General features: G+C 67.9%; 21 protein-coding genes and 1 tRNA gene. 10 read left to right on the top strand and 12 right to left on the bottom strand.

Translation table 11 applies throughout. The features are described 5' to 3' along the window. Positions 1-48: 48 nt before the first annotated feature. Positions 49-339 (bottom strand): hypothetical protein, encoded by a 291-nt coding sequence (locus C2868_RS02215; protein ID WP_103662845.1) that lies wholly within the window; start codon positions 337-339, stop codon positions 49-51. Between the two features lie 126 nt (positions 340-465). On the opposite strand from C2868_RS02215, the gene C2868_RS02210 reads away from it, so the two are divergent. The 4 genes from C2868_RS02210 to C2868_RS02195 are packed head-to-tail and all read left to right on the top strand — an operon-like array spanning position 466 to position 4917. Next, the gene (locus C2868_RS02210; RefSeq protein WP_100811737.1) at positions 466-1161 is read left to right on the top strand and encodes a winged helix-turn-helix domain-containing protein; all 696 of its coding nucleotides are present in this window, start codon (positions 466-468) and stop codon (positions 1159-1161) included. Positions 1162-1214: 53 nt separating this feature from the next. Beyond that, positions 1215-3389 carry an RNA degradosome polyphosphate kinase gene (locus C2868_RS02205; RefSeq protein WP_103662844.1) on the top strand — a complete coding sequence of 725 codons (2175 nt, stop codon included), beginning with the start codon at positions 1215-1217 and terminating at the stop codon, positions 3387-3389. Next, positions 3386-4324 (top strand): NUDIX hydrolase, encoded by a 939-nt coding sequence (locus tag C2868_RS02200; protein WP_103662843.1) that lies wholly within the window; start codon positions 3386-3388, stop codon positions 4322-4324. The genes C2868_RS02205 and C2868_RS02200 overlap by 4 nt, the downstream gene beginning before the upstream one ends. After that, on the top strand, positions 4321-4917 hold the full coding sequence (locus tag C2868_RS02195) for a 4'-phosphopantetheinyl transferase superfamily protein (RefSeq protein WP_103662842.1): 597 nt from the start codon (positions 4321-4323) through the stop codon (positions 4915-4917). The genes C2868_RS02200 and C2868_RS02195 overlap by 4 nt, the downstream gene beginning before the upstream one ends. On the opposite strand, the gene C2868_RS02190 is transcribed toward C2868_RS02195, so the two are convergent. After that, entirely contained in the window at positions 4909-6222 is a 1314-nt protein-coding gene (locus C2868_RS02190; protein ID WP_258034379.1) for a M1 family metallopeptidase, read from the bottom strand. The genes C2868_RS02195 and C2868_RS02190 overlap by 9 nt on opposite strands. After that, positions 6219-10178 carry a Pls/PosA family non-ribosomal peptide synthetase gene (locus C2868_RS02185; protein WP_181003319.1) on the bottom strand — a complete coding sequence of 1320 codons (3960 nt, stop codon included), beginning with the start codon at positions 10176-10178 and terminating at the stop codon, positions 6219-6221. The genes C2868_RS02190 and C2868_RS02185 overlap by 4 nt, the downstream gene beginning before the upstream one ends. 259 nt (positions 10179-10437) lie before the next feature. Here C2868_RS02185 and pstS point away from each other — a divergent pair, with 259 nt between their 5' ends. From pstS to pstB, 4 genes are all read left to right on the top strand, one after another. After that, entirely contained in the window at positions 10438-11544 is a 1107-nt protein-coding gene (gene pstS, locus C2868_RS02180) for a phosphate ABC transporter substrate-binding protein PstS (RefSeq protein ID WP_103662841.1), read from the top strand. Between the two features lie 76 nt (positions 11545-11620). After that, positions 11621-12562, top strand: coding sequence for a phosphate ABC transporter permease subunit PstC (gene pstC / locus C2868_RS02175; protein ID WP_100811743.1), 942 nt, complete (start codon positions 11621-11623; stop codon positions 12560-12562). A gap of 1 nt (position 12563) precedes the next feature. Further along, a complete protein-coding gene (gene pstA / locus C2868_RS02170; protein WP_103662840.1) occupies positions 12564-13658 on the top strand; it encodes a phosphate ABC transporter permease PstA in 1095 nt (364 codons plus the stop codon). Positions 13659-13697: 39 nt separating this feature from the next. Further along, entirely contained in the window at positions 13698-14477 is a 780-nt protein-coding gene (gene pstB, locus C2868_RS02165; RefSeq protein WP_103662839.1) for a phosphate ABC transporter ATP-binding protein PstB, read from the top strand. A gap of 59 nt (positions 14478-14536) precedes the next feature. Here pstB and C2868_RS02160 read toward each other — a convergent pair whose 3' ends face one another. The 4 genes from C2868_RS02160 to sigK form a co-directional block, all read right to left on the bottom strand. After that, positions 14537-15421 carry an aminotransferase class IV gene (locus C2868_RS02160; protein WP_103662838.1) on the bottom strand — a complete coding sequence of 295 codons (885 nt, stop codon included), beginning with the start codon at positions 15419-15421 and terminating at the stop codon, positions 14537-14539. Positions 15422-15657: 236 nt separating this feature from the next. Further along, a complete protein-coding gene (locus C2868_RS02155; RefSeq protein ID WP_103662837.1) occupies positions 15658-16299 on the bottom strand; it encodes a DNA-directed RNA polymerase subunit beta in 642 nt (213 codons plus the stop codon). A gap of 84 nt (positions 16300-16383) precedes the next feature. Next, the gene (locus C2868_RS02150; protein WP_103662836.1) at positions 16384-17151 is read right to left on the bottom strand and encodes an anti-sigma factor domain-containing protein; all 768 of its coding nucleotides are present in this window, start codon (positions 17149-17151) and stop codon (positions 16384-16386) included. Next, on the bottom strand, positions 17148-17750 hold the full coding sequence (sigK, locus tag C2868_RS02145) for an ECF RNA polymerase sigma factor SigK (RefSeq protein ID WP_103662835.1): 603 nt from the start codon (positions 17748-17750) through the stop codon (positions 17148-17150). Before sigK ends, C2868_RS02150 begins: the two co-directional genes overlap by 4 nt. Before the next feature lie 188 nt (positions 17751-17938). Here sigK and C2868_RS02140 point away from each other — a divergent pair, with 188 nt between their 5' ends. Together C2868_RS02140 and C2868_RS02135 are read left to right on the top strand one after the other, a co-directional pair. Then, complete coding sequence (locus tag C2868_RS02140; protein ID WP_103662834.1) at positions 17939-18598, top strand: fasciclin domain-containing protein; 660 nt, start codon at positions 17939-17941, stop codon at positions 18596-18598. A gap of 141 nt (positions 18599-18739) precedes the next feature. Continuing rightward, positions 18740-18812 (top strand) — tRNA-Lys (locus tag C2868_RS02135). A 49-nt stretch (positions 18813-18861) separates the two neighbouring features. Here the strand turns inward: C2868_RS02135 and C2868_RS02130 are convergent. The 5 genes from C2868_RS02130 to C2868_RS02110 form a co-directional block, all read right to left on the bottom strand. Beyond that, on the bottom strand, positions 18862-20034 hold the full coding sequence (locus C2868_RS02130) for a site-specific integrase (protein ID WP_100811809.1): 1173 nt from the start codon (positions 20032-20034) through the stop codon (positions 18862-18864). 9 nt (positions 20035-20043) lie between these two features. Then, positions 20044-20361: a hypothetical protein gene (locus C2868_RS17185; RefSeq protein WP_146047988.1), complete on the bottom strand. Its 318-nt coding sequence runs from the start codon at positions 20359-20361 to the stop codon at positions 20044-20046. 397 nt (positions 20362-20758) lie between these two features. Further along, positions 20759-23494, bottom strand: coding sequence for an AAA family ATPase (locus C2868_RS02120; protein WP_100811811.1), 2736 nt, complete (start codon positions 23492-23494; stop codon positions 20759-20761). A gap of 275 nt (positions 23495-23769) precedes the next feature. After that, positions 23770-24852 carry a cation diffusion facilitator family transporter gene (locus C2868_RS02115; protein WP_103662833.1) on the bottom strand — a complete coding sequence of 361 codons (1083 nt, stop codon included), beginning with the start codon at positions 24850-24852 and terminating at the stop codon, positions 23770-23772. After that, positions 24849-25214 (bottom strand): metalloregulator ArsR/SmtB family transcription factor, encoded by a 366-nt coding sequence (locus C2868_RS02110; RefSeq protein ID WP_181003318.1) that lies wholly within the window; start codon positions 25212-25214, stop codon positions 24849-24851. Before C2868_RS02110 ends, C2868_RS02115 begins: the two co-directional genes overlap by 4 nt. Positions 25215-25281: the final 67 nt, after the last annotated feature.

Genomic DNA, 25281 nt, shown 5'->3' with positions numbered 1-25281 from the left:
CGAGCCCGCGCGGATCAGCGCGGAATGCCTGTCGGCCCGGAATGCCCGTCAGCCCGGAATGATCGTCGCGAGCCCGACCGCGACCGAGACGACTCCGAGGGCCACCAACGCGCCGAGCACACTGGCCGCTACGCGCCGGATGAATCCGGTGGAGCGTCCGTAGCCCAGCTGCACCCCGAACGATACGAGCAGGCTGGCGGCCAGCGCGAGGACGAACCACTGCGCCTGCTGCGGGGCGGGCACGAAGATCGCGACCGCGATTCCGCCGAGGAGCGCCGCGATCCAGACGGCAGCGATTCCGGCGACGCTCGAGCGGGGAGCGAGTTCGGGTGCCGACATGCATTCATCTTCCCCCACGGACGCTGGTCGCGCGAGCCGGAAAAGGGCGCGGGCGGCCCGGTTGCCGCGGTCGGCGTAATATAGGGGGCCACGACGACCCTGGGGGCGTCGCCCGAGAGGAAACGCGTGGCCCAACTGCTCGTTCTGAGTTCCGCACACGGCAGCGGTCCCGTTCTGCCGTCCCTGGAACTCTTGAGCCACCGCGTCCGGCAGATTCCCGCCGAGCCGGCCCAACTCGTCAATGCACCGAGCGCGGACGTCATCTTCGTCGACGCGCGCACGGACCTGGTCGGTGCGAAGTCGCTCTGCAAGATCCTCAACACGACCGGGCTCGATGCGCCCCTCATGCTCGTTGTCACCGAGGGCGGATTGACCGCCGTCAGCACCGACTGGGGCGTCGACGACGTGATTCTCGTCAGCGCGGGTCCCGCCGAGGTCGATGCACGTGTCCGGCTGGCGATGGGCCGGATGTCGCAGGAGCAGGTCTCGACGCGCATCCAGACGTCCGGAATCACGATCGACGAGTCCTCCTATTCGGCCAAGGTCCACGGCAAGCCCCTCGACCTGACGTACAAGGAGTTCCAGCTCCTGCACTTCTTCGCGACGCACCCGTCGCGCGTCTTCACCCGCGAGCAGCTGCTCAGCGAGGTGTGGGGATACGACTACTTCGGCGGCACCCGCACCGTCGACGTTCACGTTCGGCGACTGCGCGCGAAGCTCGGCGACCTCGAGCAGCTCATCGGCACGGTGCGGAACGTCGGCTATCGATTCAACGTCTACGAAGACGACCAGCTCCCGACCGCCAGCGGCCGCCAGGGCTGACGCCCCGTCATCCGATTCACCCGCCGGACACGTGCGCCCTGCAATGATGGACCATGCTCGAATCCTCGATCCTCGACGCCGGTCTGGGCGATGCTGACGATGACGACTTCGATGAAGCCGTCGAAGCGTTCGACTCGCAGCTCCCCGAGAACAGATACCTCGACCGCGAGCTGAGCTGGCTCGCGTTCAATCAACGCGTTCTCGAGCTCGCCGAGGATCCGAGCGTTCCCGTGCTCGAGCGCGCGAACTTCCTCGCGATCTTCGCCAGCAACCTCGACGAGTTCTTCATGGTGCGGGTCGCGGGTCTGCGTCGCCGCATCATCACCGGACTCGCGGTCCCGACGAACGTCGGTCGGTCGCCCACCGAGGTCCTGGCCGACATCTCGGCCGAGGCCTACAAACTGCAGCTGCGTCACGCGGAAGCCTGGCGCGCCGTGGTGCAGCCCGACCTCACCGCGGCCGGAATCGAGGTCGTCACCTGGGACTCGCTCGGCGACGACGATCGCGTCGCGCTGTACGAGTACTTCCAGTCGCAGGTCTTCCCCGTCCTCATGCCCCTCGCCGTGGACCCCGCCCATCCGTTCCCCTACATCTCGGGACTCTCACTGAACCTGGCCGTGCGCATCCGCAACGCCCGCACGGGGCGCCAGGAGTTCGCGCGTCTGAAGGTCCCGCCGATGCTGCCACGGTTCGTCGAGGTGCCGGGTGCCGCGAGTTCCGGGCGCGGACGCTACCTGCCGCTCGAGGACCTGATCTCGAACAACCTCGTCGACCTCTTCCCCGGCATGGAGGTGCTCGACCACCACGCCTTCCGCCTGACGCGCAACGAAGACATGACGATCGAAGAGGATGAGACCGAGAACCTCATCCAGGCCCTCGAGGCGGAGCTGCTGCGGCGCCGTTTCGGCCCGCCGATCCGGCTCGAGATCACCGACGACATGGACGACGTCACGCTCGGCCTGCTGATCCGCGAACTCGACATCACGGAGCAGCAGGTCTTCCGCCTGCACGCGCCCCTCGACCTGCGCGGGCTGTTCGACCTCTCGCGCATCTCGCGGCCGGACCTGCACTACCCGCCGCATCTTCCGACCACGGCGCTGGCGTTCCAGCCGGGCGACAACAACGAGCGCGCGGACATCTTCTCGGCGATCCGTCAGGGCGACGTGCTCGTCCACCACCCGTACGAGTCCTTCGCGACGAGCGTCCAGGCGTTCCTCGAGCAGGCGGCCAAGGACCCGCACGTGCTCGCGATCAAGCAGACGCTCTACCGCACGTCGGGCGACAGCCCGATCGTCGAGGCGCTGATCGACGCCGCCGAGGCGGGCAAGCAGGTGCTCGCGCTGGTCGAGATCAAGGCCCGCTTCGACGAGGCCGCGAACATCGTCTGGGCGCGCAAGCTCGAGAAGGCGGGCGTCCATGTCGTGTACGGCCTGGTCGGCCTGAAGACGCACTGCAAGCTCGCACTCGTCATCCGCGAGGAGGGCGGTGTGCTACGCAGCTACAGCCACGTCGGCACGGGCAACTACAACCCCAAGACCAGCCGCATCTACGAGGACTTCGGCCTTTTCACCGCCGACGACCAGGTCGGCCGCGATCTGACCCGCCTGTTCAACGAGCTCTCGGGCTACGCGATCGAGAAGAAGTTCAAGCGCCTGCTCGTGGCGCCCCTGCACCTCCGGAAGGGCCTGCTGCGACTGATCGACAAGGAGCGCAGGAACGCGCTCGCCGGCAAGCCCGCGAAGATCCGCTTCAAGGTCAACTCGATGGTCGACGAACAGATCATCGATGCCCTGTACCGGGCGAGCCAGGCCGGCGTCTCGATCGAGATCTGGGTGCGCGGCATCTGTTCGCTCAAACCCGGTATCGAGGGCGTCAGTGACAACATCACGGTGCGGAGCATCCTCGGCCGGTACCTCGAGCACTCGCGCATCTTCGCGTTCGAATCGGGTGGCGATCGCCAGGTGTACATCGGCAGCGCCGACATGATGCACCGCAACCTCGACCGCCGGGTCGAGTCGCTCGTGCGCGTCGTCGCTCCCGCGCACCTCAAGGAGCTCGACGAGCTGTTCGACCTGGCCATGAGCGATGGCACGAGTTCGTGGTGGCTCGGGCCCGAGGGCGCGTGGACCCGCCACAGCACCGACGCAGAAGGACGGCCGCTGGTCGACATCCAGGACAAGACGATGCACGATGTCCAGCGCCGTCGCCGCGCGCGAGCGGTGCGATGACGGACACCGCCGTCTACGCGGCGGGAGCGGTGATCTGGCGGCTCGTCGAGGGCAAGCTCCACATCCTCGTCATCCACCGCACGGCATACGCGGATGTGACCCTGCCGAAGGGTAAGGTCGATCCGGGCGAGATGCTCGCCGAGACGGCCGTGCGCGAGGTCTTCGAAGAAACCGGTATCCGCGTCGCGCTGGGAATCCCCGTCGGCGTCTCGCGCTACCGTCTGCCGAACAAGCGCCAGAAGATCGTGCACTACTGGTCCGCGGAGGCCACGGATGACGCGATCCGCGCATCGCGTTTCGTGCCGAACAAAGAAGTCGCCGCTCTCGAATGGGTGACGCCCAAACGGGCACGAACGTACCTGAGCTACCCGGTGGACGTCGAGATCCTCGACGCCTTCCTGAAGTTCGTCGATGACGGGGTGCTCCAGACCTTTCCCCTCATCGTGCTGCGGCACGGCAAGGCGGTCAGCCGCGATGCGTGGAACGGACCGGATGCGCTGCGCCCCCTGACCGCCCGCGGCACCCGCCAGGCGCACGCGATCGTCGGTCCGCTCCTGGCTTTCGGGACGCGCAAGATCATCTCGTCGGACGCGGTGCGGTGCCTGACCACCGTCACCCCCCTCGCCGCTGTTCTCGGCAAGCCGATCCGGCGCACCGAGCTGATCGGTCAGGATGCCTGGGAACAGGGCCGTGCGGACATCCGGGGCGTCGTGGGCAAACGGGTGCGCTCCGGAAAGCCGGCCGTGCTCTGCAGCCACGCGCCGGTATTGCCCGAGATCCTGAGTGAGATTGCCCTGGCGACGGGCACCCTCCGCGGGTCGTACCTGGGCAGTGCGTCGACGCTGGAGTTCGCGGCGTTCTCGGTCGTGCACCTGTCTGCGACGAATCCCGGTTCGGGCATCGTGGCGATCGAAACGCACACCCCGAAGGAGTGAGCGAGCTACCCGGGCACGCCCTCGCGTCGGCGATACGGCGCTCGGGGGTACGTGTCGCGTCGCAGGCGATTCCGCGCGACCGTGCCCGCCGGGATGTCGCCGACGCCCTGGTCGCGAGACTCGCCGGACCATACGGAGAGTCGGTCACGGTGGGCCGCCGGTGCGAGCGCTGCGGGGCCTCGAGCCACGGGCGCCCGCTCGTCGCCGGCGCCCCGGTGCACGCGAGCATTTCGTACGCGGGCGATCTCGTCGTCGCCGCCGTGGCCGACGCCTGCCGCGTCCTCGCACTCGGCATCGATGCCGAACGGGTCTCACGCGTGCGCCGAGACGACCTGCGCGGCGTCATCACCCCGGGACACGGCACATCGCTGCGCCGGTGGACACGCGTCGAGGCCGTGCTCAAAGCCGACGGCCGGGGTCTCTCGATCGAGCCGGCACGAGTACGGATCGAGCGTTCGGTCCGCGGAGTCCACGGGAGCATCGCGGGCGGCGACACCGGGACGGCAGTCGGCGCCCTCGACATCCGTCCCCGGCTGCTGCGCGTGCGCGGTCCGCGGGGCGTCGTGATCTCGCTCGCGGTCGCGTCAGTCTGACGCGGCGAGCGCCGGCAGCGGCGTCTGCGACAGCCAGCGCATGAAGAGGTCCGCGAGCGGTGCATCGGCGACCGACTCCGCGCACACCACGAAGTCCTCGGTCGTTGCGAGACCATGGCGGCGCTCGGCGCACCAGCGCCGCAAGACCGCGAAGAACGCCGCCTCTCCGATCCGCAGACGCAGGGCATGGAGGGTGAGCGCACCGCGCTTGTATACGCGGTCGTCGAACATGAGGTCGGGACTGGGGTCCGAGAGCAGCAGATCCTGCGGCAATGCACGGAGCATCGCATGGTGTGCGGCCGCGCACGCGGCGACCGACGGACCCCCGGATGCCTCGGACCAGAGCCACTCCGCGTAACAGGCGAAACCCTCGTTCAGCCAGATATCGCGCCAGTGCGCGAGCCCGACGCTGTTGCCGAACCACTGGTGCGCGAGCTCGTGCGCGACGAGCCGCTCTTCCGAGCCGTCGAGGTGGTTCGAGCCGAAGGTCGCCATCCCCTGGGCCTCGAGCGGGATCTCGAGCGGGTCGGCCGTGACGACGACGTCGTAGCGCGAGAACGGATACGGCCCGAAGACACGCTGGAACACCCGCATCATGTCCGGCAGATCCGAGAAGGCCGCTCCGACGGCAGCCGTCAGCTCGCGCGGGTGATGCAGCATCCCGGTGACACCGTCGAGGTCGACCGGCGTCTCGACGTAGCGCCCGATCTGCACCGCGACGAGATAGGTGGGGGTGGGCGCGGCCTGCTCGAAGACCCAGGTAGCCGCGCCGCCCACTCGGCCGAGCGAGACGCGCTGACCCGTCGCGACGACGCGGTAGGCGACATCCGTCGTCACCGCGATGCGATAGGTCGCCTTGTCGTCGGGGCGGTCATTGCAGGGGAACCACGTCGGCGCGCCCGTCGGCTGAGCGGCGACGAGCACCCCATCCTCGAGCTCTTCCCATCCGATCGTCCCCCACCGCGACCGGCGCGGCGCGGGCGACCCCGCATACGCGATCTCCACCGAGAACCGCTGATCGAACGCGATCGCAGAGCTCGGGGTGACACGGATCATCCGCGGCCCCTGCCGGTAGGCCGTGCGGCGGTCGCCGTCCACGCGGACCTTCGAGGCGCGCAGACCCACCAGGTCGACGGCGAACGAGCGGATCGGACGCCGGGCGACCGCGTTCAGGACGACCCGCCCCGAGAGCCGGTTGGTCGACGGTCTGTAGGTGATCTCGATGTCGTAGGACTCGACGTCGTACGACAGGTCCCCGCTCTGCGGGGCGTATGCATCGGGTGCCGGCAGTTGGGCGCCGGTCACTGGGAGCTCGTCTGGTACGACCGAACCTTGACCGCCCGCCAGGGCCCGATCGGGTTGCCGCTCCAGCGGCTGCCGATGGGAACCGTCTCGCCGCGCATGACGAGCGACGCGGGCCCCACCGTCGCGTGGGCGCCGATCGAGGCCGCGGGAAGGATCACGCTGTGGGGTCCGAGCGTTCCGCCGGGTTCGATCGTGACGACATCCATGCTCATGATCCGATCATGGAATAGGTGCGTCTGCACGACGCAACCCCGATTGACCGTGGATGCGTCGCCGAGCGTCACGAGATCCGGTTCGGGCAGCCAGTAGCTCTCGCACCACACCCCGCGGCCGATCTTGACGCCGAGCGAGCGCAGCCAGACGGCGAGCGCGGGAGTGCCGGTCGCGGCGCGCGCGAACCAGGGGGCCGCCACCATCTCGACGAAGGTGTCCGACACCTCGGTCCGCCAGACGAAACTCGACCACAGGGGTTTCTCGCCCGCATGGATGACGCCCACGAGCGCCCACTTCGCGAGCGTCGAGACACCCGCCGCGGCCGCGCCGGCGATGAGCAGGACGATGCCCGACAGCAGCACCGCGACGATCGCACCGAACGTCTGCACGAGGAGCGCAAGCACGAACACCACGCCGAGGCCGATCGCGCAGGTCACGATGACGGGCACGATGCGGCACAGCTCCCACAGACCGCGCGCGACCTTGAGGCCCGTGCGCGGGTGGTACGTGCGGCTTTCGTCCGCGTCACTCGATACCCGACGCAGGCGCACGGCGGGCGAACCCAGCCACGAGGTGCCGGACTTGGCTTTCAACGGGGCGGAGGACAGCACGGCCACGAGGCCGCCCTTGGGAACCCGGTGCCCGGGCGCCGCCATTCCGGAGTTGCCGAGGAACGCGCGTTTGCCGATCTTGACCGAGCCGACCCGCATCCATCCCCCGCGCAGTTCGTACGAGGCCACCATGGTGTCGTCGGCGAGGAACGCGCCGTCTTCGATCGTGGTCATCGCGGGAATCAGCAGAACCGTGGATGCCTCGACATCGCGGCCGACGTGCGCCCCGAGCATCCGCAACCAGACCGGCGTGAACAGGCTCGAGTACAGCGGGAACAGGATCGTGCGCGACGAGTCGAGCAGGCGCTCGATCGTCCAGGCGCGCCATCCCATCGCGCTCCGCACGGGGAACGTCCCCTCGACGAGCTCGCGCTGCAGCAGCCGGACCAGGACCACGACGGATGCCGCGAACACCAGTCCGGTAACCAGCACCGCGGGAACGAGCCACGCGTATGCCGCGAACGCCGCTGATCCGAGCGAACCGGCGCCGCGCATGCCCGCCGCCAGGACGAGCGCACCGACCGCGAAGGCGATCACAGGCAGCAGCGCCAGCAGGGTCGAGGATGAGGCGTAGGCCCACAGCCACCGTGTGGGCGCGGGAGGGCGCTCGCGCGGCCAATCCTCGGCGGCGCCGCCGATGCGCTCCGCGGGCGAGCCCGCCCAGCGCTGGTCGGCGCGCACCCGTCCGAAGACCGCCGAGCCGGGAGCGATCTCGGCACGGCGACCGATGCGCGTTCCGGGCGCGAGCGTACTGCGCGCACCGATCGTCGCCTCGGCGCCGATGCGCACCGCACCGATCCGGACGACGTCCCCGTCGATCCAGTAGCCCGTCAGATCGACCTCGGGTTCGATGGATGCACCGTCGCCGATCTGCAGCATGCCCGTGACCGGCGGCAGGGTGTGCATGTCGACGTCGCGACCGACCTTCGCTCCGAGAGCGCGCGCGTAGTAGCTGACCCACGGCGCACCGGCCAGGCCGACCGCGTCCACCTGGTCGGCGATTTGCTCGGCGAGCCAGAGACGGATGTGCACGTGGCCGCCGCGGGGGTGATCGCCCGGCCGCACCCCGGCGAGCAGAACCCGCGCGGCGACGGCCGAGATCGCCATCCGGCCGAACGGGGTGGCGAAGATCAGCAGCGCCGGAACGAGCACCCACCAGTCAACGGTCGGCAGCGCGGCGAAGCCCGGTACGAGGTGCAGCAGGGCGCTCGCGGTCAGGAGGTAGAGCAGCCAGCGAACGCCGCTCAGGATGAAGAGAGGCACACCCATGATCGTCTGCAGGATCTGCGTCGCGCGCGGTGTCGGTGCGGGCTCGCGGTACGTCGCCGCCGCATCGTCACCCAGCGGCCCGACGGCCTTCGCCATAGCGCCGAGCCGCGGCAGGTCGTAGATGTCGGCGACGGCGAACTCGGGCGAGCGCACCCGGATCCGCGAAACCAACTGAGCCGCGGCGAGCGAGCCGCCGCCCAGGTCGAAGAAGTCGGCGTCGGCATCGGGAACCGAAACGCCGAGTACGGCCCGCCATTGCTCGGCGAGCCACTCCTCGACACCCGACAACGTGGATTCCTCGGTCGGCATAACGGAGAGCGGCCAGGGCAGCGCGGCCTTGTCGACCTTGCCCGACGTGCGCACGGGCAGGTCATCCACGACCGCGAGCAACGGCACCATGGGCGCGGGGAGGGTGGAGGCGAGGTCCGCGCGCGCGGCTTGGCGGTCGAACCCCTCGTCGACGACGAGGTAGCCGACCAGGATGTCGACTCCCGCATCCGTCCGACGCACCGCCACAGCGGCGCCCCCGACGTGCGGAAGGGCCTGCAGCGCGGCCTCGACCTCACCGAGCTCGATACGGCGCCCGCCGATCTTGACCTGGTCGTCGGCACGACCCTGGAACACGAGCCCCGCGGGGTCGTACCGCACGAGGTCGCCGGAGCGATAGGCGCGCTCCCAGCCGAGCGAGGGCATGGGGGCGTACTTCTCGGCGTCCTTGGCGGGGTCGAGGTAGCGAGCCAGCCCCACTCCCCCGATGATCAGTTCGCCGACCTCACCCTGCGCGACCTCGGCACCGTCTGGGTCGACGACCGCGAGCGCCCACCCGTCGAGGGGAAGCCCGATCCGCACCGGCGGCTCGCCGCTCAGCAGCGCCGCGGACGCGACGACCGTCGCCTCGGTCGGGCCGTAGGTGTTCCAGACCTCGCGCCCCTCTTCGGTCAAGCGCGCCGCCAGGTCGGGCGGGCACGCCTCGCCTCCGAAGATCAGCAGACGGACGTTCTCAATCGACTCCGCGGGCCAGAGCGCCGCCAGGGTCGGGACGGTGGACACGACCGTGATCTGTTGGCGCACGAGCCACGGCGCCAGGTCTTCACCCGACCGCACGAGCGCGCGCGGTGCGGGCACCAGGCATGCTCCGTGTCGCCACGCGAGCCACATCTCCTCGCACGAGGCGTCGAACGCGACAGACAGGCCCGCGAGGACACGGTCGCCCGGGCCGAGGGGGTCGCCCTGCAAGAACAGCGCGGCCTCGGCATCGACGAACGCGGCGGCCGAGCGGTGGCTGACCGCGACGCCCTTCGGCGTGCCCGTCGAACCCGATGTGAAGATCACCCACGCGTCGTCGTCCCGAGTCGGCGGTGGCACCGCCACGACGGCGTGCGTGCTGGGGTGCGGAGCGTCGCCCGCGAAGAGAGCGGATGCCTCGGGCGGCGCATCCGCGATCGTCGGACGGAACTCGCCCGTCCCCTCGACCACCCCGCGCACGCCCGCCTCGCCGAAGACGAGTACCGCACGCTCTTCGGGGTCGTCAGCGTCGACCGGCACGTACGACGCCCCGGCGGCGATCACGCCCAGGATCGAGATGTAGAGCTCTTTCGTGCCCGAGGGCATGCGCACCCCGACGCGGTCGCCGCGCCGCACCCCGGCCTCGTGCAGCCGCGCGGCGGTTCGACCCACCCGCGCCATCAGCTCGCGGTAGCTGAGCGCGCCCGAGCCGTCGTCTATGGCGGATGCCTCGGGGTAGCGCGAGGTCGTCGCACGCAGGATGTCGAGAAGCGTGCGCTCTGCCGGTGCGTGGGCACGCCGGTCGAGCCCCGGCTGGCGCGATTCGGGCACGGGCGCCGGGGCGGAGGAATCGGTCACGTCAGCTCGAGAGGAGGGCGATCAGCTGCGCCTTGGTGAGGCGCGAGCAACCGGTGTGTCCGGCTTGTGCGGCCTGCTGTTTCTTGCTGGTCTGGGGCATGGCGGACAGCATATTCCGCCGCGGTGAACGCTCCCGCCGCGCCCGATCCCGTTCACCTTCCGTTCACCACTCTGGCCCACGCTCTTAAGGCGTCACTCCTACCGTCGCTGTGTGCCCTGCACCGGGACACGTCCTGTCAACGGATCGAACGGAAACACAGTGAAGATCACCCGAATCTCGCGGATCGCGGCCCTTGGCGCCGTCGCCGCCCTCGCCCTCGCCGGCTGCGCCTCGAACGAGGCCGGCGGCAGCACCAGCGAGGCCCCCACCGAAAGCAACCTGGCCGGCGAGCTCGTCGGCGCGGGCTCGTCCGCCCAGGAAGTCGCCGTCCAGACCTGGTCCGCCGGTTTCCAGACGCTCAACGAGGGCGTCACCGTCAGCTACGACCCGTCGGGTTCCGGAGCCGGGCGCGAGTCCTTCCAGGCCGGCGCCGTCGGATTCGCCGGCTCTGACCGCGCGTTCACGAGCGACGAGATCGCCGAGGGACCCTTCGACGGCTGCGTCGAGGGCACCGACATCATCGAGATCCCCTCGTACATCTCGCCGATCGCCGTCATCTTCAACCTCGAAGGCATCGACAGCCTGAACATGGACGCCGCGACCATCGCGGGCCTGTTCGCCGGCACGATCACCAACTGGAACGACCCGGCGATCGCCGCTCTCAACGAGGGTGTCACCCTTCCTGACCTGGCCGTCACGCCCGTTCACCGCGCGGACGACTCGGGCACCACCGAGAACTTCACCGACTACCTCGCGCAGGCAGCTCCCGAGGTGTGGACGTTCGAGGCCGACGGCGAATGGCCCGCCACCACGGTCACCGGCGAGGCCGCACAGGGCACCTCCGGTGTCGTTGCTGCCGTCGACGGCGGCCAGGGCACCATCGGCTACGCGGACGCTTCGCGCGCCGAGGGCTTCGGCACCGTCGCGGTCCAGATCGGCGAAGAGTTCGTGACCTTCTCGCCCGAGGCCGCAGCGGCGATTGTCGACCTCTCGCCGGTCGCCGAGGGTCGTGGCGCGGGTGACCTCGCGATCGAGCTCGACCGCACGCCCGACGAGGCCGCGTACCCCATCGTTCTCGTCAGCTACATGATCGCGTGCGAGGAGTACGTCGACGCCGCGGTTGCCCCGCTCGTCAAGGGCTTCCTCAACTACGTGATCAGCCCCGAGGGCCAGGACGAGGTGGCCGCAGCGGCCGGCAGCGCCCCGATCTCGGACACGCAGCGCGAGTCGATGCAGGCCGCGATCGACCTCATCGTCGTCGAGTAATACCCGTGCCCGGCCCGCGAGCGATCGCGGGCCGGGCACACCCCTTCCCACCCGGTACCACCCAGGACAGGACGAGATGACCACCACCGCGCCCCCCGCCGTCAAGGCGAAACAGCGCCCGGGCGACCGCTGGTTCTCAGGAACGGCCCTCTTCGCGGGCTCGATGATCCTCGTGACCCTCGCAGCCGTGACGATCTTCTTGGTCGTGCAGTCCCTCCCGGGTCTGGTCGCCACGAGCGAGGATGCGTCCATCCTCTCGACGAACTTCTGGGACTACGTCTGGCCCCTCGCGTTCGGCACGATCTGGGCATCCTTCCTCGCCCTGTTGATGGCCGTGCCGCTCTCGGTCGCCGTCGCCCTGTTCATCTCGCACTACGCGCCGCGGCGCCTGGCGCAGGGGCTGGGATACGTCGTCGACCTCCTGGCCGCGGTCCCGTCGGTCGTCTTCGGCCTGTGGGGCATCCTCGTCCTCGCCCCGGCCGTCCAGCCCATCTACGACTGGTTCGTCGTCAACGTCGGCTGGTTCCCCCTCTTCGCCGGTCCCGTCTCGAGCACGGGCCGCACGATCTTCACCGCCGCAATGGTGCTCGCGGTGATGGTCGTCCCGATCATCACGGCCATCTGCCGTGAGATCTTCCTGCAGACCCCCGTCCTCCACGAAGAAGCCGCCCTCGCCCTCGGAGCGACGCGGTGGGAGATGGTTCGGATGGCCGTGTTCCCCTTCGGTCGCAGCGGCATCGTCTCGGCGTCGATGCTGGGCCTCGGTCGCGCGCTCGGTGAGACGATGGCGGTCGCGCTGGTCCTGTCTGCAACCGGCATCGTGACGTTCCGCCTGTTCACACCCGAGAACCCCAGCACGATCCCCGCGAACATCGCCCTGACGTTCCCCGAGGCCTACGGCACGAACATCAACGTGCTGATCGCCACCGGTCTGATCCTGTTCATCGTCACCTTCGCGGTGAACGCGCTCGCGCGCTACATCGTCAACCGTCGCAAGGAATTCTCGGGAGCCAACTGACATGACCCTCACGACTGCTCCCGCGGCATCGACCGCTCCCGCAAGCCCGAGCGGCCTCACGAACGGCCGGCTTCCCAAGGGTTCCACCTGGGGCATCCTCGGACTCAGCGCCGTCGTCAGTGCCATTCTCTTCGGCGTTCTCGGCGTGGCCGGTGGTCAGGGCTTCAACATCGCCGCATTCGCGGTCGTCGCAGTGCTGCTGTATCTCGTGCTCATCACGGTCGTATCCACCATGGTCGAGGGACGACGCAAGGCCGTCGACCGCATGGTGACCGGCATCGTCTCGGCCGCTTTCGTGCTCGCCATGGTCCCGCTGATCTCTCTCGGCTGGACGGTCATCACGAACGGCGTGGCGGGGATCTCGGCCGAGTTCTTCACCTCCTCGATGCGCAACGTCGTCGGGGAGGGCGGCGGTGCGCTGCACGCGATCATCGGCACGCTGCTGATCACTCTGGCCGCGGCGATCATCTCGATCCCGATCGGTCTGTTCACCGCGATCTACCTCGTCGAATACGGTCGGGGTCGGCTCGCGCAGGGAATCACCTTCCTCGTCGACGTCATGACCGGGATCCCGTCGATCGTCGCCGGTCTGTTCGCGTTCGCCGTGTTCGCCCTCTTCTTCGGCCCGGGTATCCGCCTCGGCATCATGGGCGCGGTCGCCCTCTCGGTCCTGATGATCCCCGTGGTCGTCCGCTCGAGCGAAGAGATGCTGCGCCTGGTGCCGAACGAACTGCGAGAGGCCGCGTACGCGCTCGGCGTGCCGAAGTGGCTCACGATCGTCAAGGTCGTGCTGCCCACGTCGATCGCCGGTATCACGACGGGCATCATGCTCTCGGTCGCACGCGTCATCGGTGAGACGGCCCCGCTGCTGATCACGGCGGGCGTGACGACGTCGATGAACTACAACCTGTTCGAGGGACGCATGATGACGCTCCCGGTCTTCGCCTACTCGCAGTACATGAACCAGGGCATCCCGGCCGAGGCCTACATCAACCGCGCCTGGGCCGCGGCGCTCGTGCTGATCGTCATCGTCATGGCGTTGAACCTGATCGCGCGTGTCATCGCCCGAGTCTTCGCGCCGAAGACCAGCCGCTAGCCCTCCCCCGCTCCCACCCGAGAACATCCAGAGGAAAACGTGTCCAAGAGCATCGAAGTCCACGACCTGAACGTCTTCTACGGCGATTTCCTCGCCGTAGAAGGTGTCGGGCTCGAGATCGAACCCCGCAGCGTGACGGCTTTCATCGGCCCGTCCGGCTGCGGCAAGTCGACCTTCCTGCGGACCCTCAACCGCATGCACGAGGTCATCCCGGGCGCTTACGTCAAGGGCCAGGTTCTGCTCGACGGGTCCGACCTGTACGCACCGGGCGTCGACCCCGTGCTCGTGCGTCGCCAGGTGGGCATGGTGTTCCAGCGCCCCAACCCGTTCCCGACGATGTCGATCCGCGAGAACGTGCTGGCGGGTGTGAAGCTGAACAACAAGCGCATCAACAAGAGCGACGCCGACGCGCTCGTCGAGAAGTCGCTGCGCGGCGCGAACCTCTGGAACGAGGTCAAGGACCGCCTCGACCGCCCGGGTTCGGGCCTGTCGGGTGGACAGCAGCAGCGTCTGTGCATCGCCCGCGCGATCGCGGTCTCGCCCGACGTGCTGTTGATGGACGAGCCGTGCTCGGCCCTCGACCCGATCTCGACGTACGCGATCGAAGAGCTGATCGCCGAGCTCAAGTCCGAGTACACGATCGTGATCGTGACGCACAACATGCAGCAGGCGTCGCGCGTGAGCGACAAGACCGCCTTCTTCAACATCGCGGGCACCGGCAAGCCCGGCAAGCTGATCGAGTACGACGACACCCGCACCATCTTCACCACGCCGACCGTCCAGGCGACCGAGGACTACGTCTCGGGTCGCTTCGGATAATCCCGCACAGACGAACGGAAAGCCCGCGACGCTCTCGTCGCGGGCTTTCTCGTTGTGACTCAGTCTCGCGGCGAGAGCAGATACGCGTTGAGCTCGTCCGAGAGCTCCTGATCCACCGGCACTGCCATTTCGTCGATGCGTCGGATCGGCGCGGCCAACCGCAGGCTCGAGACGAGCCAGGCCGCGTCGGCGGCACCGAGCTCGACCACACCCACATCGCGGTATTCCGTCGCGAAGCCGTGTTCCTCGAGCCACGAGAAGGCGCTCAGCTGGGTGGTGCCGTGCAGGATGCCTCCGGTCGGCTCCGGCGTGACGAAGACGTCACCGAACCGGAGGATGACGGATGCCGTGGGCGCCTCAAGGACGAAGCCGTCGGACGAGACGAAGATCGCGTCATCCGCACCGCGCTTGTGCGCCTCGCGCAGCGACGCCATGTTGACCGCGTACGACAGTGTCTTGGCTCCGAGCAGCAGCCACGGCGCACGCGCCGGTGTGTCCAGAGAGAATCCGCGGTCGAGGGTCACGACCGAAACGCCCTCCCGCCGAGGCCGCGAGAAGTCCGGCGCGTCCGCGGCCGTCACCCACGCGGTGGGTGTGGGCCCGTGCTCGACCCCGCGACTGAGGATCGTCTTGACGACCCACTCCCCCGGCCCGCACAGCGCCGCGGCTGCGGCGATGGCCTGTCGCCACTGCTCGACGTTCGGCACGGGCAGATCACAGATCTCGGCGGAGCGCACGAAACGCTCGAGGTGCGCTGTCACTTCCTGCGGATGGGCGTCGACGACGCCGATCGACTCGAAGATGCCATCGCCGCGCTGGGTACTCAGCTCACCGACGCTGAGCGCCGGGGCAGACGCATCCACCTGCGTGAGCGTCGAGGTGAAGTCGGAGCGGGTGTCGTCGGATGCCGTGGGCTCGATGATGAGCGCGAAGCGCGTTGCCATTCCGAAAGCCTACGGCGCCCGCTCGGAATACCCGCCGCGGGTGCTGAGTTACACTGGAACAGCCGGGCCGCAGTAACCCCGGGCTCCATCTTCTGCCGCTCCGAGCGGCTCCGCGCCGAGAGGCGTTCTGCGGCCCGGCACTTCTCTGCCCGGCACTTCTCTGCCCGGCACTTCTCTGCCCGGTACTTCTCTGCCCGGTGTTGCTGCCCGGTGTTGCGCCCGATACGGGGCGGCGTTCAGTTCAGCGCGTCGCGCCGCCAGAGCGAGGCCGCCGCGGTCAGGTCTGCGGCGAATGCCGACAGCCGCAGAGCGCGCGCGGTGAGGTCCGTGGCACGCTCCGGCTCGGTCAGCTCGTAGTCGTCGGCGAGCCGCGTCGCACCGTCTGCCTCGACCCGGCAGAACGCCGCCGCGCGCTCGAGCGCCACCCCGAAATCGCCCTCGAAGACACCCCGCAGGATCGCGTCCGACAGTTCGACGAGTTCTTCCGGGCCTGCGGGTGCGGGTGCTCCCGCGACGACCACATCGGCCGTCGCCAACTCGACCCGTCCGCGCTCGAAGAGCAGAGCAGCGGTTCGGGGGTCGTCGTGGATCATGAGCTGCAGCAGGTAGAGGCGCCAGAGCGTCCCCGGCAGCGTGCGGGCGGGCGAGCGCGACCACAGCTCGGCGATGTCATGGATGCCGTGCAGGTCGGTGAACCGAACGAGGCGGTCGACGACCGAGGCATCCGGCTCCTCGCGAACGCGCGAGAGGAGCGCCGCGGCGGTCGAGTGCGCGACGCGCGAAACCTCGGCGGGATCCTCGGTGCCGAACAGGCGGTCGAAGACGTCGGAGGGGCGTCGCACCGGCTTGTGGAATCCGGGGCCGGTGGCGTCACTCATCCGTCCAGGCTACCCGCGGCGTTCGGGCCGGGACCCGCCCGAGCGTTCGCCAGCCGCGCAACCGGATCGTCGCCGGACGGCGCGTCAGGCCGTGGGGATCGCGACGATCGGGTCGCTCGACGGTTCTCCCGTCGGGGAACCTCCGGCGGGCTCGACGGTGACCGCGATGACATCGCCCGGCGACATCGTGCCCGACAGCAGCGCCGTCGCATTGCCATCCCCGCTGGCCTCGAAAACGCCCGCGGCGATCGCCTCCGAATCCCGCACGAACCAGAGCTCGTAACTCTGGTCATCGCTCAGGGTGGGCAGGCCGTCCGAGACGAACACGACCTCGCCGACGGACTCCGACCAGTGCACGGTGGCCTCGCCGCCGTCCGGGAGCGTCGTCGACGCCTCCCGAGCATCGGGCGCTGCCTCGATGCGCTCGAGGGCGACGACCGCGACGGGACGGTTCAGCTGCTGGGCGATGACGACCGCGCCTCCGCCGACGCCGATGAGCAGGACGAGGGATGCGGCGAGCGCGAACCAGGCTCGTGGACCCCACGATCGGTGACGTGACTCGGGGGGCACCACGGTGGGGGATTCGAGACTCGAGGCGGGCGCAGCCGCCTGAGCGGGGTGGTCCTGCTGGACAGAGGCGATCTGCGCCAGCAACTCCGCACGAAGTGCACGTGGCGGCGGAACCTCGGCGACGGAGTCCGCGAGTGCGGCGACGGTTGCGGCATCCGAAGCGACATAGTGCGCCCACTCGGCGTGCGCCGCGAGGGCGTCGACGAACGCGGCCTCGTCGTCGGGGCTCAGCGCGCTGAGGGCGTACCCCGCGGCCAGCTCCGCGAATTGCTGCTCGTTCATGTCGTCACCCCCAATTCTCCTCTGAGACGGGTCAGTCCGTCCCGCATCCGTGTCTTGATCGTTCCGAGCGGCGCCCCGACGAGGGCCGCTATTTCGCTCTGACTGTAGCCCCCGTAATACGCGAGGGTGATCGCTTCCCGCTGGGCATCGGGAAGGGTCTCGAGCGTCTGAGCGACCCGCTGCCCTTCGATCCGAAGTTCCACCTGTTCCGCGACCCCGTCATGAGCGACCTCGATGTCTCGGAAGCCCGCACGCACGTCCCGGTTCGCGCTCGCCTGCGCCGATCGAACACGATCGACGGCACGGCGGTGCGCGATGGTGAGCACCCACGACCTTCCCTGCCCCTTGTTCGGAGCGAACTTGGCGGCGGATTGCCAGAGTTCGAGGAAGACCTCCTGCAGAACCTCTTCGCTCTGCGAGCGATCGACGAGAACGCGAAGGATCAGCCCGAACACGCGCGGCGAGAGCAGGTCGTACAGGCGGGTGAATGCGGCTTCATCGCCGTGCGCGACGCGCGTCAGCAGCTCCGCGACATGGTCGACGGATTCGCCGCCCTCCTCGGGCACGTCTACCCCGTCGATAACCACATGTTCCAGCATGCCTCACCTCAGCGCGGACCCCGGAATGCGGCGCGGGGTCTGGACAACACGAAAACTCTCTGCCCGATGTCCAATCCGATCCCGCGGCTGCCCCGAATGGCCCTGTGAACGCCGCAGCAAGCGGTGCACCGACCCCGCACCGGGGTATGTGTCCACGGGGCCCACAGCCCCACATAGAGGAGGAACTCATGTCACGTACCAAGATGCGCCTGACCGCCGGCCTGTCGCTCGCCCTGGCGGCGACGTTTGCGCTCAGCGCTTGTTCGATGGGCGCCGAAACCACCACCGACGACTCGATGGACGAGCCCTCGAGCACGCCTTCGATGTCCGAAGAGATGGAGATGGACCCCGCGGCCAACCTGGTCGGCGCCGGCTGCGCCGCCTACGCCGAGGCCGTTCCGGATGGCGCCGGATCCGTCGAGGGCATGTCTGCCGACCCCGTCGCGGTCGCAGCATCCAACAACCCCATCCTGACCACGCTCACCGCGGCGGTCAGCGGTCAGCTCAACCCCGAGGTCGACCTGGTCGACACGCTCAACGGTGGAGAGTTCACCGTCTTCGCGCCCGTCGATGACGCGTTCGCGAAGATCGACCCCGCCACGATCGAGGCTCTCAAGACCGACACGGCGACGCTGACGTCGATCCTGACCTACCACGTCGTCCCCGGTCAGATCGCCCCCGATGACATCGAGGGTACGCACACCACCGTTCAGGGTGCGGACGTCGAGGTGACCGGCAGCGGCGACAACATCATGATCAACGGCTCCTCCGCCGTCGTCTGCGGTGGCGTCCAGACCGCTAACGCCACCGTCTACCTCATCGACACGGTGCTGATGCCCCCGATGTAATCCCACGTACGGCGCGTGATCCGGGGGGAGTCGCGCACCGCACGGACGACCGCGGCCGTCGGAACCTACCTGCGAGGGGGTTCCGGCGGCCGCTTCCGTGCGCGCTGCCACCCCGCGTCGTTCAGTAGGCTGGTGGGATACGGGCCTCTAGCTCAGTCGGTAGAGCATCGGACTTTTAATCCGCGGGTCGTGGGTTCGAGCCCCACGGGGCCCACCGCGTTTCAGCAGCCGCGATCCCTACTCTCGACTGGGATCGCGGCGGTCTACGCTCCGCCAAAACTGCCGCGTGACAACAATCTGACAACACCCGACGAGATCGCCGCGTTGTCAAGCGCCGCAGAGACGGCGTCGAGGTCGTCATCGAACAGGTCGGCGTAGGTGTCGAGAGTCATCGCCGCGGATGCGTGTCCGAGCATCCGTTGTACAGCCTTCACATTCGCTCCGGCCGAGATCGCGAGCGACGCCGCGGTGTGTCGCAGATCGTGTGGCGTGACCCGTGGGAACGGCGGCGGCGGTTCCCTTCCCGCGTCGAGAGCCCGCTCGATCGCGGCGACCGAGTTCACCTGGGCTCGGACGACGGCGCTGTTGAACCACCCAGTGGTCGATTTCGGTCGGCGGACGTGGATGCGCCCGTCACCGAACACCAGCTGGTCGCGGCTCTTTCCAGCGACCAGCCGCCTCATCGTCTCGGCGAAGAACGCCGGGTAGGGAACCTGGCGCTTCTCATGGGTCTTGGGAGTGCCGATCTCGATAAAGCTCCCGACCTCGACGGCATTCTCCTCCACGCTCACGCGACGCCGGTTGAGATCCACGTGCCGGACGCGCAGGCCCGTCGCCTCACCCCACCGCAGCCCGGTGTAGGCGAGGAACACGACCAGTTCGGGTCGAGCCGACTCGCCAGCCAGCTCCGCAACCTGGGTGTGGGTGAGATAGGCACGCGATTTCGAAGTCTTGCGCGGGAGCTTCACTCCGCGCGCAGAATTCGCCGCTATGCGTCGATCCCGCAGCGCCACGTCGAGGATCCCTGCGAGCACCTCGTGTACACGCCGCACGGTTGTCGGGCTGTGGGTCGCCGACAGACCGGCGATCCAGGCTTGGATCTCGGAGTGTCGGATCCCGCCGACCTGGCGGGAATCCCATTTCGGGCGAACGTGGATGCGCCACGCAGACTCCGTGCTGCGGAAGGTTGACGGTTTGAGGTCGGCGCGACGCGAGGAGATCCACTCCTCCCCGAGAATCCCGATCGTGATGCGAGCATCAGCCGGATCGACGAACGCGCCGCGATTCTTTGAGATCTCGACTTCGGCCAGGCGCATTTCGGCGTCGCGTTTGGTGCGGAATCCGCGCTGCGTCGCCTGACGGCCATCCGGTTTGCGGTAGCTGATCCGATAGACGCGTTTGCCCGCCGCTGATGTGTAGGGATGGATGCTGCCCACGGCCTGCTCCTACTCTTCCTTCCGCAGGGAGTCCAAGAATCGCTGGTGCTCTTTTTCGCTGACGTCGAGTTCGAGCCCCATCGCCTCGATCAGGCCCATCGCGATTTTGCGCACAGCTGCCTGTTCCATGGTGGTGGTCATGTGGCCCGCCGCGCGTGCCCGAGCAATCCAGTTCGTCGCGGTCCGCAGCTTCAAGCCCAGGGTTTCGGCGACTGCCTCGACGGGGTTCTCGTCGGCGATCTCTGCCATCCGGTAGACCAACGCCGTGAGAAGCAGAGAGTCGACGCGGTTCAGCTCGAACTCGACGGGGTTCGGCAATGTGCCCAACCGGCGCCTTTCGCGAAGCATCGAGACGGGGAATGTCCACAGAGGTAGAGATCGCAAGACACTGCGTCGAACGATGGAGTGGACGCGAACGGTGCGTAGGAAGGCGCCGCTTACCTCGAGTGGGAGCATCCCTCGATCAATGCCGAAGGACGCGATCTCGTAGCGGCCGGCGTGGGGGGAGTACTCGAGGCGGAAGGAAGCTCGCGCGCGCTCAGTTCCGTCGAGCGCGCTGATGTCGACGGGGCCGACACCGACCGACCCTTCGATGATCGGCTTCAGGGAGATGCCCGGGGCAACGACGATGCTCTGGCCACGCGATCTCACGCTCTGCGTTGTCACCTCCACATCTTGTCACAGAGATGCGTGTTTCTGACATGGATACGCATCGCAGAGTGGCCTACCGGTCTAGGGAAATCTGCGAGGCCTTGAGGTCGCCATGCCCGACGGGTCCTGTTGCGCGGTCTCGCGCCGCGCGTGCAAGTTCGGCATGTGCGGCGTGTATTGATTCGTTGATTGTGACTTCGGTGGTGCCGTGCAGCATCGTCTGCGCGAGGCGATCTCTCGCCGCGACGTCTGTTCGTGCGATGACGATGGCGATGTTGTGGCGACGACCTCGGGTGAGGCCGACGTAGAGGCCAGCGGCGTCCACGTCTGGGCCGACGATGGCGCTGTCGACAGTGTCTCCTTGGATGCCGTGCACGGTCGATGCGTAGGCGAGCTGGACATGTTCGAGGGCATAGTCGCGGGTGACGCGACGACGTTCGCCACTGTCTGCGGGCGAGACGAGGTCGATGGTGTCGGGGTGGATGCGGTCGATGATCCATGAGGCGCGATTCTCGACTCCGGTCCGAGAGTCGTTCCGGCGGGTCTGCACGATGTCGCCGGGGAGGAGCCGCTGCTCCCCCATCCCCCACGCCAGCGTCGTCGCATCGAGTTCGTCGCGGTCAACACGGCGTTGCTGAATCAATGCGTTTATCGCGTCGGCCTCGCTGTTTGTTCCACAGACGACCGCTACGCGCTGCGCACGCGTGCTCAGATATCGCTCGACGATTGCCGCGCGAGCGCCGTCTGCACTCTCGACCCGGATGACCCGACCTTGGGCATGAAGGCTGTCCGCGATCTGCAGCGCGTGGGCTTTGTCACGTGGGTTCCGCAGCTGCACCGTGAGGGCCGCGTACTCGGGGTCCGTGAATCGGTGCACGGTGTCCAGTTCGACGTTGGCCGTCGTGTGTCTTACCGCGGTCGCCATGGCGCCGACGTGGCCGACGGGGAGCGCTTGATGAGGATCGCCGACCATTGCGACGCCGACACCCCTTTCGACAGCAATCTCGGCGAGGGCTGCCGCGGTCTGGAGGTCGACCATGCCGGCCTCGTCAACGACGATGCGATCGCGCGGCATCAATGCGAACTTGTGCGGGCCGGTGTATCGCGTCGCGGACATCGGGTCGATGTCGCCAGGCTGCAGACGTGTCCAGATCTGTGGTTCACCAGGTTTCTGCGTCCACCGGTAGCCATAGTCGTGAAGCAATGCGTGCAGGCTCGAGGCGGCGGCGCCGGTCTCTCGTGCCGCGACAGAGGCAGCTTTCCGGGTCGGCGCGACGACCATCATCCGTCGGTGTTGATTGGTCAGGGCGGCAAGTGCGGCCCGGAGCATGGTCGTCTTGCCTGTTCCGGCGGGGCCGGTGACCGTGACCAGTCCGCAGGTGCCGGCGATCGCGCAGGCGCCAGCTACCTGTGAAGCGTCGAGGCGTTCGGCTCCTTCAACGGATACTGTCACTCGCTTCAGCTCGCCAGGCGTGAGCGAATGCCCGGCGGTGGCCACTGCGTCGAAACGACCGGCCAATCGGATCTTCAACCGCATCGTGTCGGTAGCCATGAGCGTCTTCACGTGTCCGGGGACATTCCGGGCGGTCGTCAGTCTTGCGACGAGATGCGCGGCGCTAGCAACGATGTCGTCGATGACGCTGTCGAGGGCGTCGCGGTCGGCGACGATGCCGGATCTGGATAGGGCACGGATCGCGCCGGCGCGTAGATCGAATCGGCTGAACCGGCCGCTGGATGCTCGCGAGCGTTCATCCGCGTCCGCGACGGCGGCACCGGCAAGCGAGGCGATGTCGAGGCCGGCGAGGTCGACGACTGTGAACGGGAGCGGAAGTCTCGCATTCGTCAGCTTCGGGTCGATCGCCGTGAGCTCGTCGCGGATTGTTGACTCCCAGTCCTCCTCGTCGAGGTGGACGGGCTTGTTGGGTCGTGAGAGCGCCCACGCGCGCCGGTCGATCTGCGTCAGCACGGCCAGGCTTGGATGGGCTCCTGGATGCGCCGCGGTCCACTCGACGATGAGCCGCGCGCGGTTGGCTTCGATCTGCGCGGACCGTCGCGATAGTGGTCGCACGGCGGTCGCTAGTTCCGCGATCTCTCCGTCGGCGCCGATGGAGTACCCATGCGTGGCGAGGGCAGCGACCCATTGCGGATCGGTGCGCGCGGCCAACTCTCCTTCGGCGTTGATGATCGTGTGGAACTTCATCGCCACACGCGAATCGACGTTGGTCCACTTGCCGTCGTTGCCTTGGACTTTGATGTTCAGCCAGAGGTGTCGGTGCGCGTGTGGGTCCAACGCGCGAGAGCGGCGATGTTGAAGTTCGACAACCTCGAGCCGGACGATGGACTCGCGGATCAATCCGCCGTGACCGCGGCGGGCGTTCAGCTCTCGCTGCCACAGAAGGAGGATGCGGTCGCGCAGTCGGTCCTGGAGTGCCTCGAACTCCGTCGCGAGGTCCGCATGCAGCAAAGCGGCAACGCTGTAGGACTTCGGGTGATTCAACGTGCCGTCCAGGAGCAGGTCTGCATTTGGGCGCAGAAGCGGATTGCCGCGCTCATCGCCGGTGGCCGGGTCACGCCCACTTAGCCACACTCGTAGTGCGTCCGCCGACAGTTCATCCGAACGAATCATGCCGCGCTCAACGACCAGTCTCGACACTGACGAGTCGCCGGACTCGCTGTAGGCCTCGAGCGCCTCTGCACCTTTGGAGTGTTGGAGGTGCGCGTCGCAGGTGCCCTCGAGCGCGTATGCGATCGCGTTCCGAACTCCGCGGGAGTCCACTCCCCGCTTCCACCGCTCGAGTCCTCCGCGCATAGGGCAAGAGTACATGCGTAGATGTGTCACCGCTAGGCATGGTGCCTGCGTGCATTGCTCGTTTGTCGCTCGCGTTGTTCTGGCGCGCTTGGGTCTGGACGTGAAGAACTGGAGACTTGGTTCGAGTAACCGGTCGCTTCGAGGTGGCCCCGTCGAGATGCAGTCGCTAGACAGGCTCGGTGGTTCGAATCAATTCGCAGTTCACGCACGACCAGACTGCGGAGTGCACATCGCCCACGGGAATCGGCTTGACGCAGTTAGGACACTGACGCGGATCAACGAGGTGCGTGTCCGTCCTCGGGACTATGGACGCTGACGAGAAACTCGTCCACGTTCGGGAGATGGGCACGGACGCTGCGATTCGCGTCGGCGCTGATGGCGTCGATCTGCTGACGGGATGCGGTGGCCTCGACGGCGAGTATCGCGTCTCCCTCGAGGCGGTGTCCGTTCCAGCGCAGCCGGATCCGATCGACGTGGTCGATGCCGTCGACGTGGTCGAGCGCGTGCGCGATCTTGTCGACCAACTCGGGTTCCACTCCGTCAAGCAGACGGCGGCCGATCCTGCGCACGGTGCCAATGAGGAGGACGAAGATCGCGGCGGAGATGATCAACCCGACGATGGGGTCAGCGAGGGGGAAGCCGAGCAGCACACCGATCCCACCGGCAACGACGGCCAGCGAGGTGAATCCGTCAGTGCGGGCGTGGATACCGTCAGCTACCAAGGCGGCGGAGCCGATCCGCTGTCCGACGCGGATCCTGTACACGGCGACGATCTCGTTGCCGAGGAACCCGATCACTCCGGCGGCGATCACCCAGCCGATATTGGTCAGCGGCTGCGGGTGGATGATGCGGTCAATGGATTGCCAGGCGGCGACGATCGCGGACAGGGCGACGACGAACACGATGAACAACCCCGCGAGGTCCTCGGCGCGGCCGAGGCCGTACGTGTAGTGGCGTGACGCCGCGCGGCGGCCGAGGATGAACGCCACCCACAGCGGGACGGCAGTGAGTGCGTCGGAGAAGTTGTGGATCGTGTCGGCGAGCAGCGCGACGGAGCCACTGAAGAAGACGACCACCGCCTGCAGGACGGTCGTTACCAGCAGGATGAGCAGGCTGATCTTCAGCGCCCGGATGCCGGAGCTGTTCGCCTCCATCGCATCATCGATGGCGTCCGCGGCGTCATGCGAGTGCGGCACGAACAGCCCGTAAACGAACCCCTTGAACCCTGTTGGATGACTGTGATCGCTGCCGTGTCCGTGGTCATGATCGGCGTGCGCGTGGTCGCGGTCACGGTGGTCATGGCCACCGTGACCGCGTTCGTGCCGGTGGGTGTCATTGTGCTCGTGGCCGGTTGTCATTCGCCGACTCGATCCGCATGATGGTGGCGCGGAGTGCCCCCCAGCGAGTGTTCGGCTTGGAAGATGGCGTCCGCGACCAGTCTGGAAGCGTGCTCGTTCTCCAACCGGTAGAACACCTTCTGCCCTTCCTGCCGGGTCGCAACGATGCGCGCAAGACGCAGCTTTGCCAGATGCTGCGACACCCCGGCCGGTGACTTCTTGACCGCTTCAGCAATGCTGTTCACGGACAGCTCCTCTGCGCCTTGCAGAGCAAGGATGATCCGCACCCTTGTGGCGTCCGCCAACATCCCGAATACCTCCACCGCAAGCTCCACATACGAACTATCCGATCGATAGCCGCATTTCTGCTTATCTGCGCTCATACGCGGATATTACACTCATCCCGAGCGCGCGGCGGCCTCAAACCAGGGATTGCCCGGACTAGTCCGA

Source organism: Microbacterium sp. CJ77 (genome assembly GCF_002911615.1).
In the GTDB taxonomy this organism is placed as follows: domain Bacteria; phylum Actinomycetota; class Actinomycetes; order Actinomycetales; family Microbacteriaceae; genus Microbacterium.
This window is presented reverse-complemented; position numbering and strand designations above follow the sequence as displayed.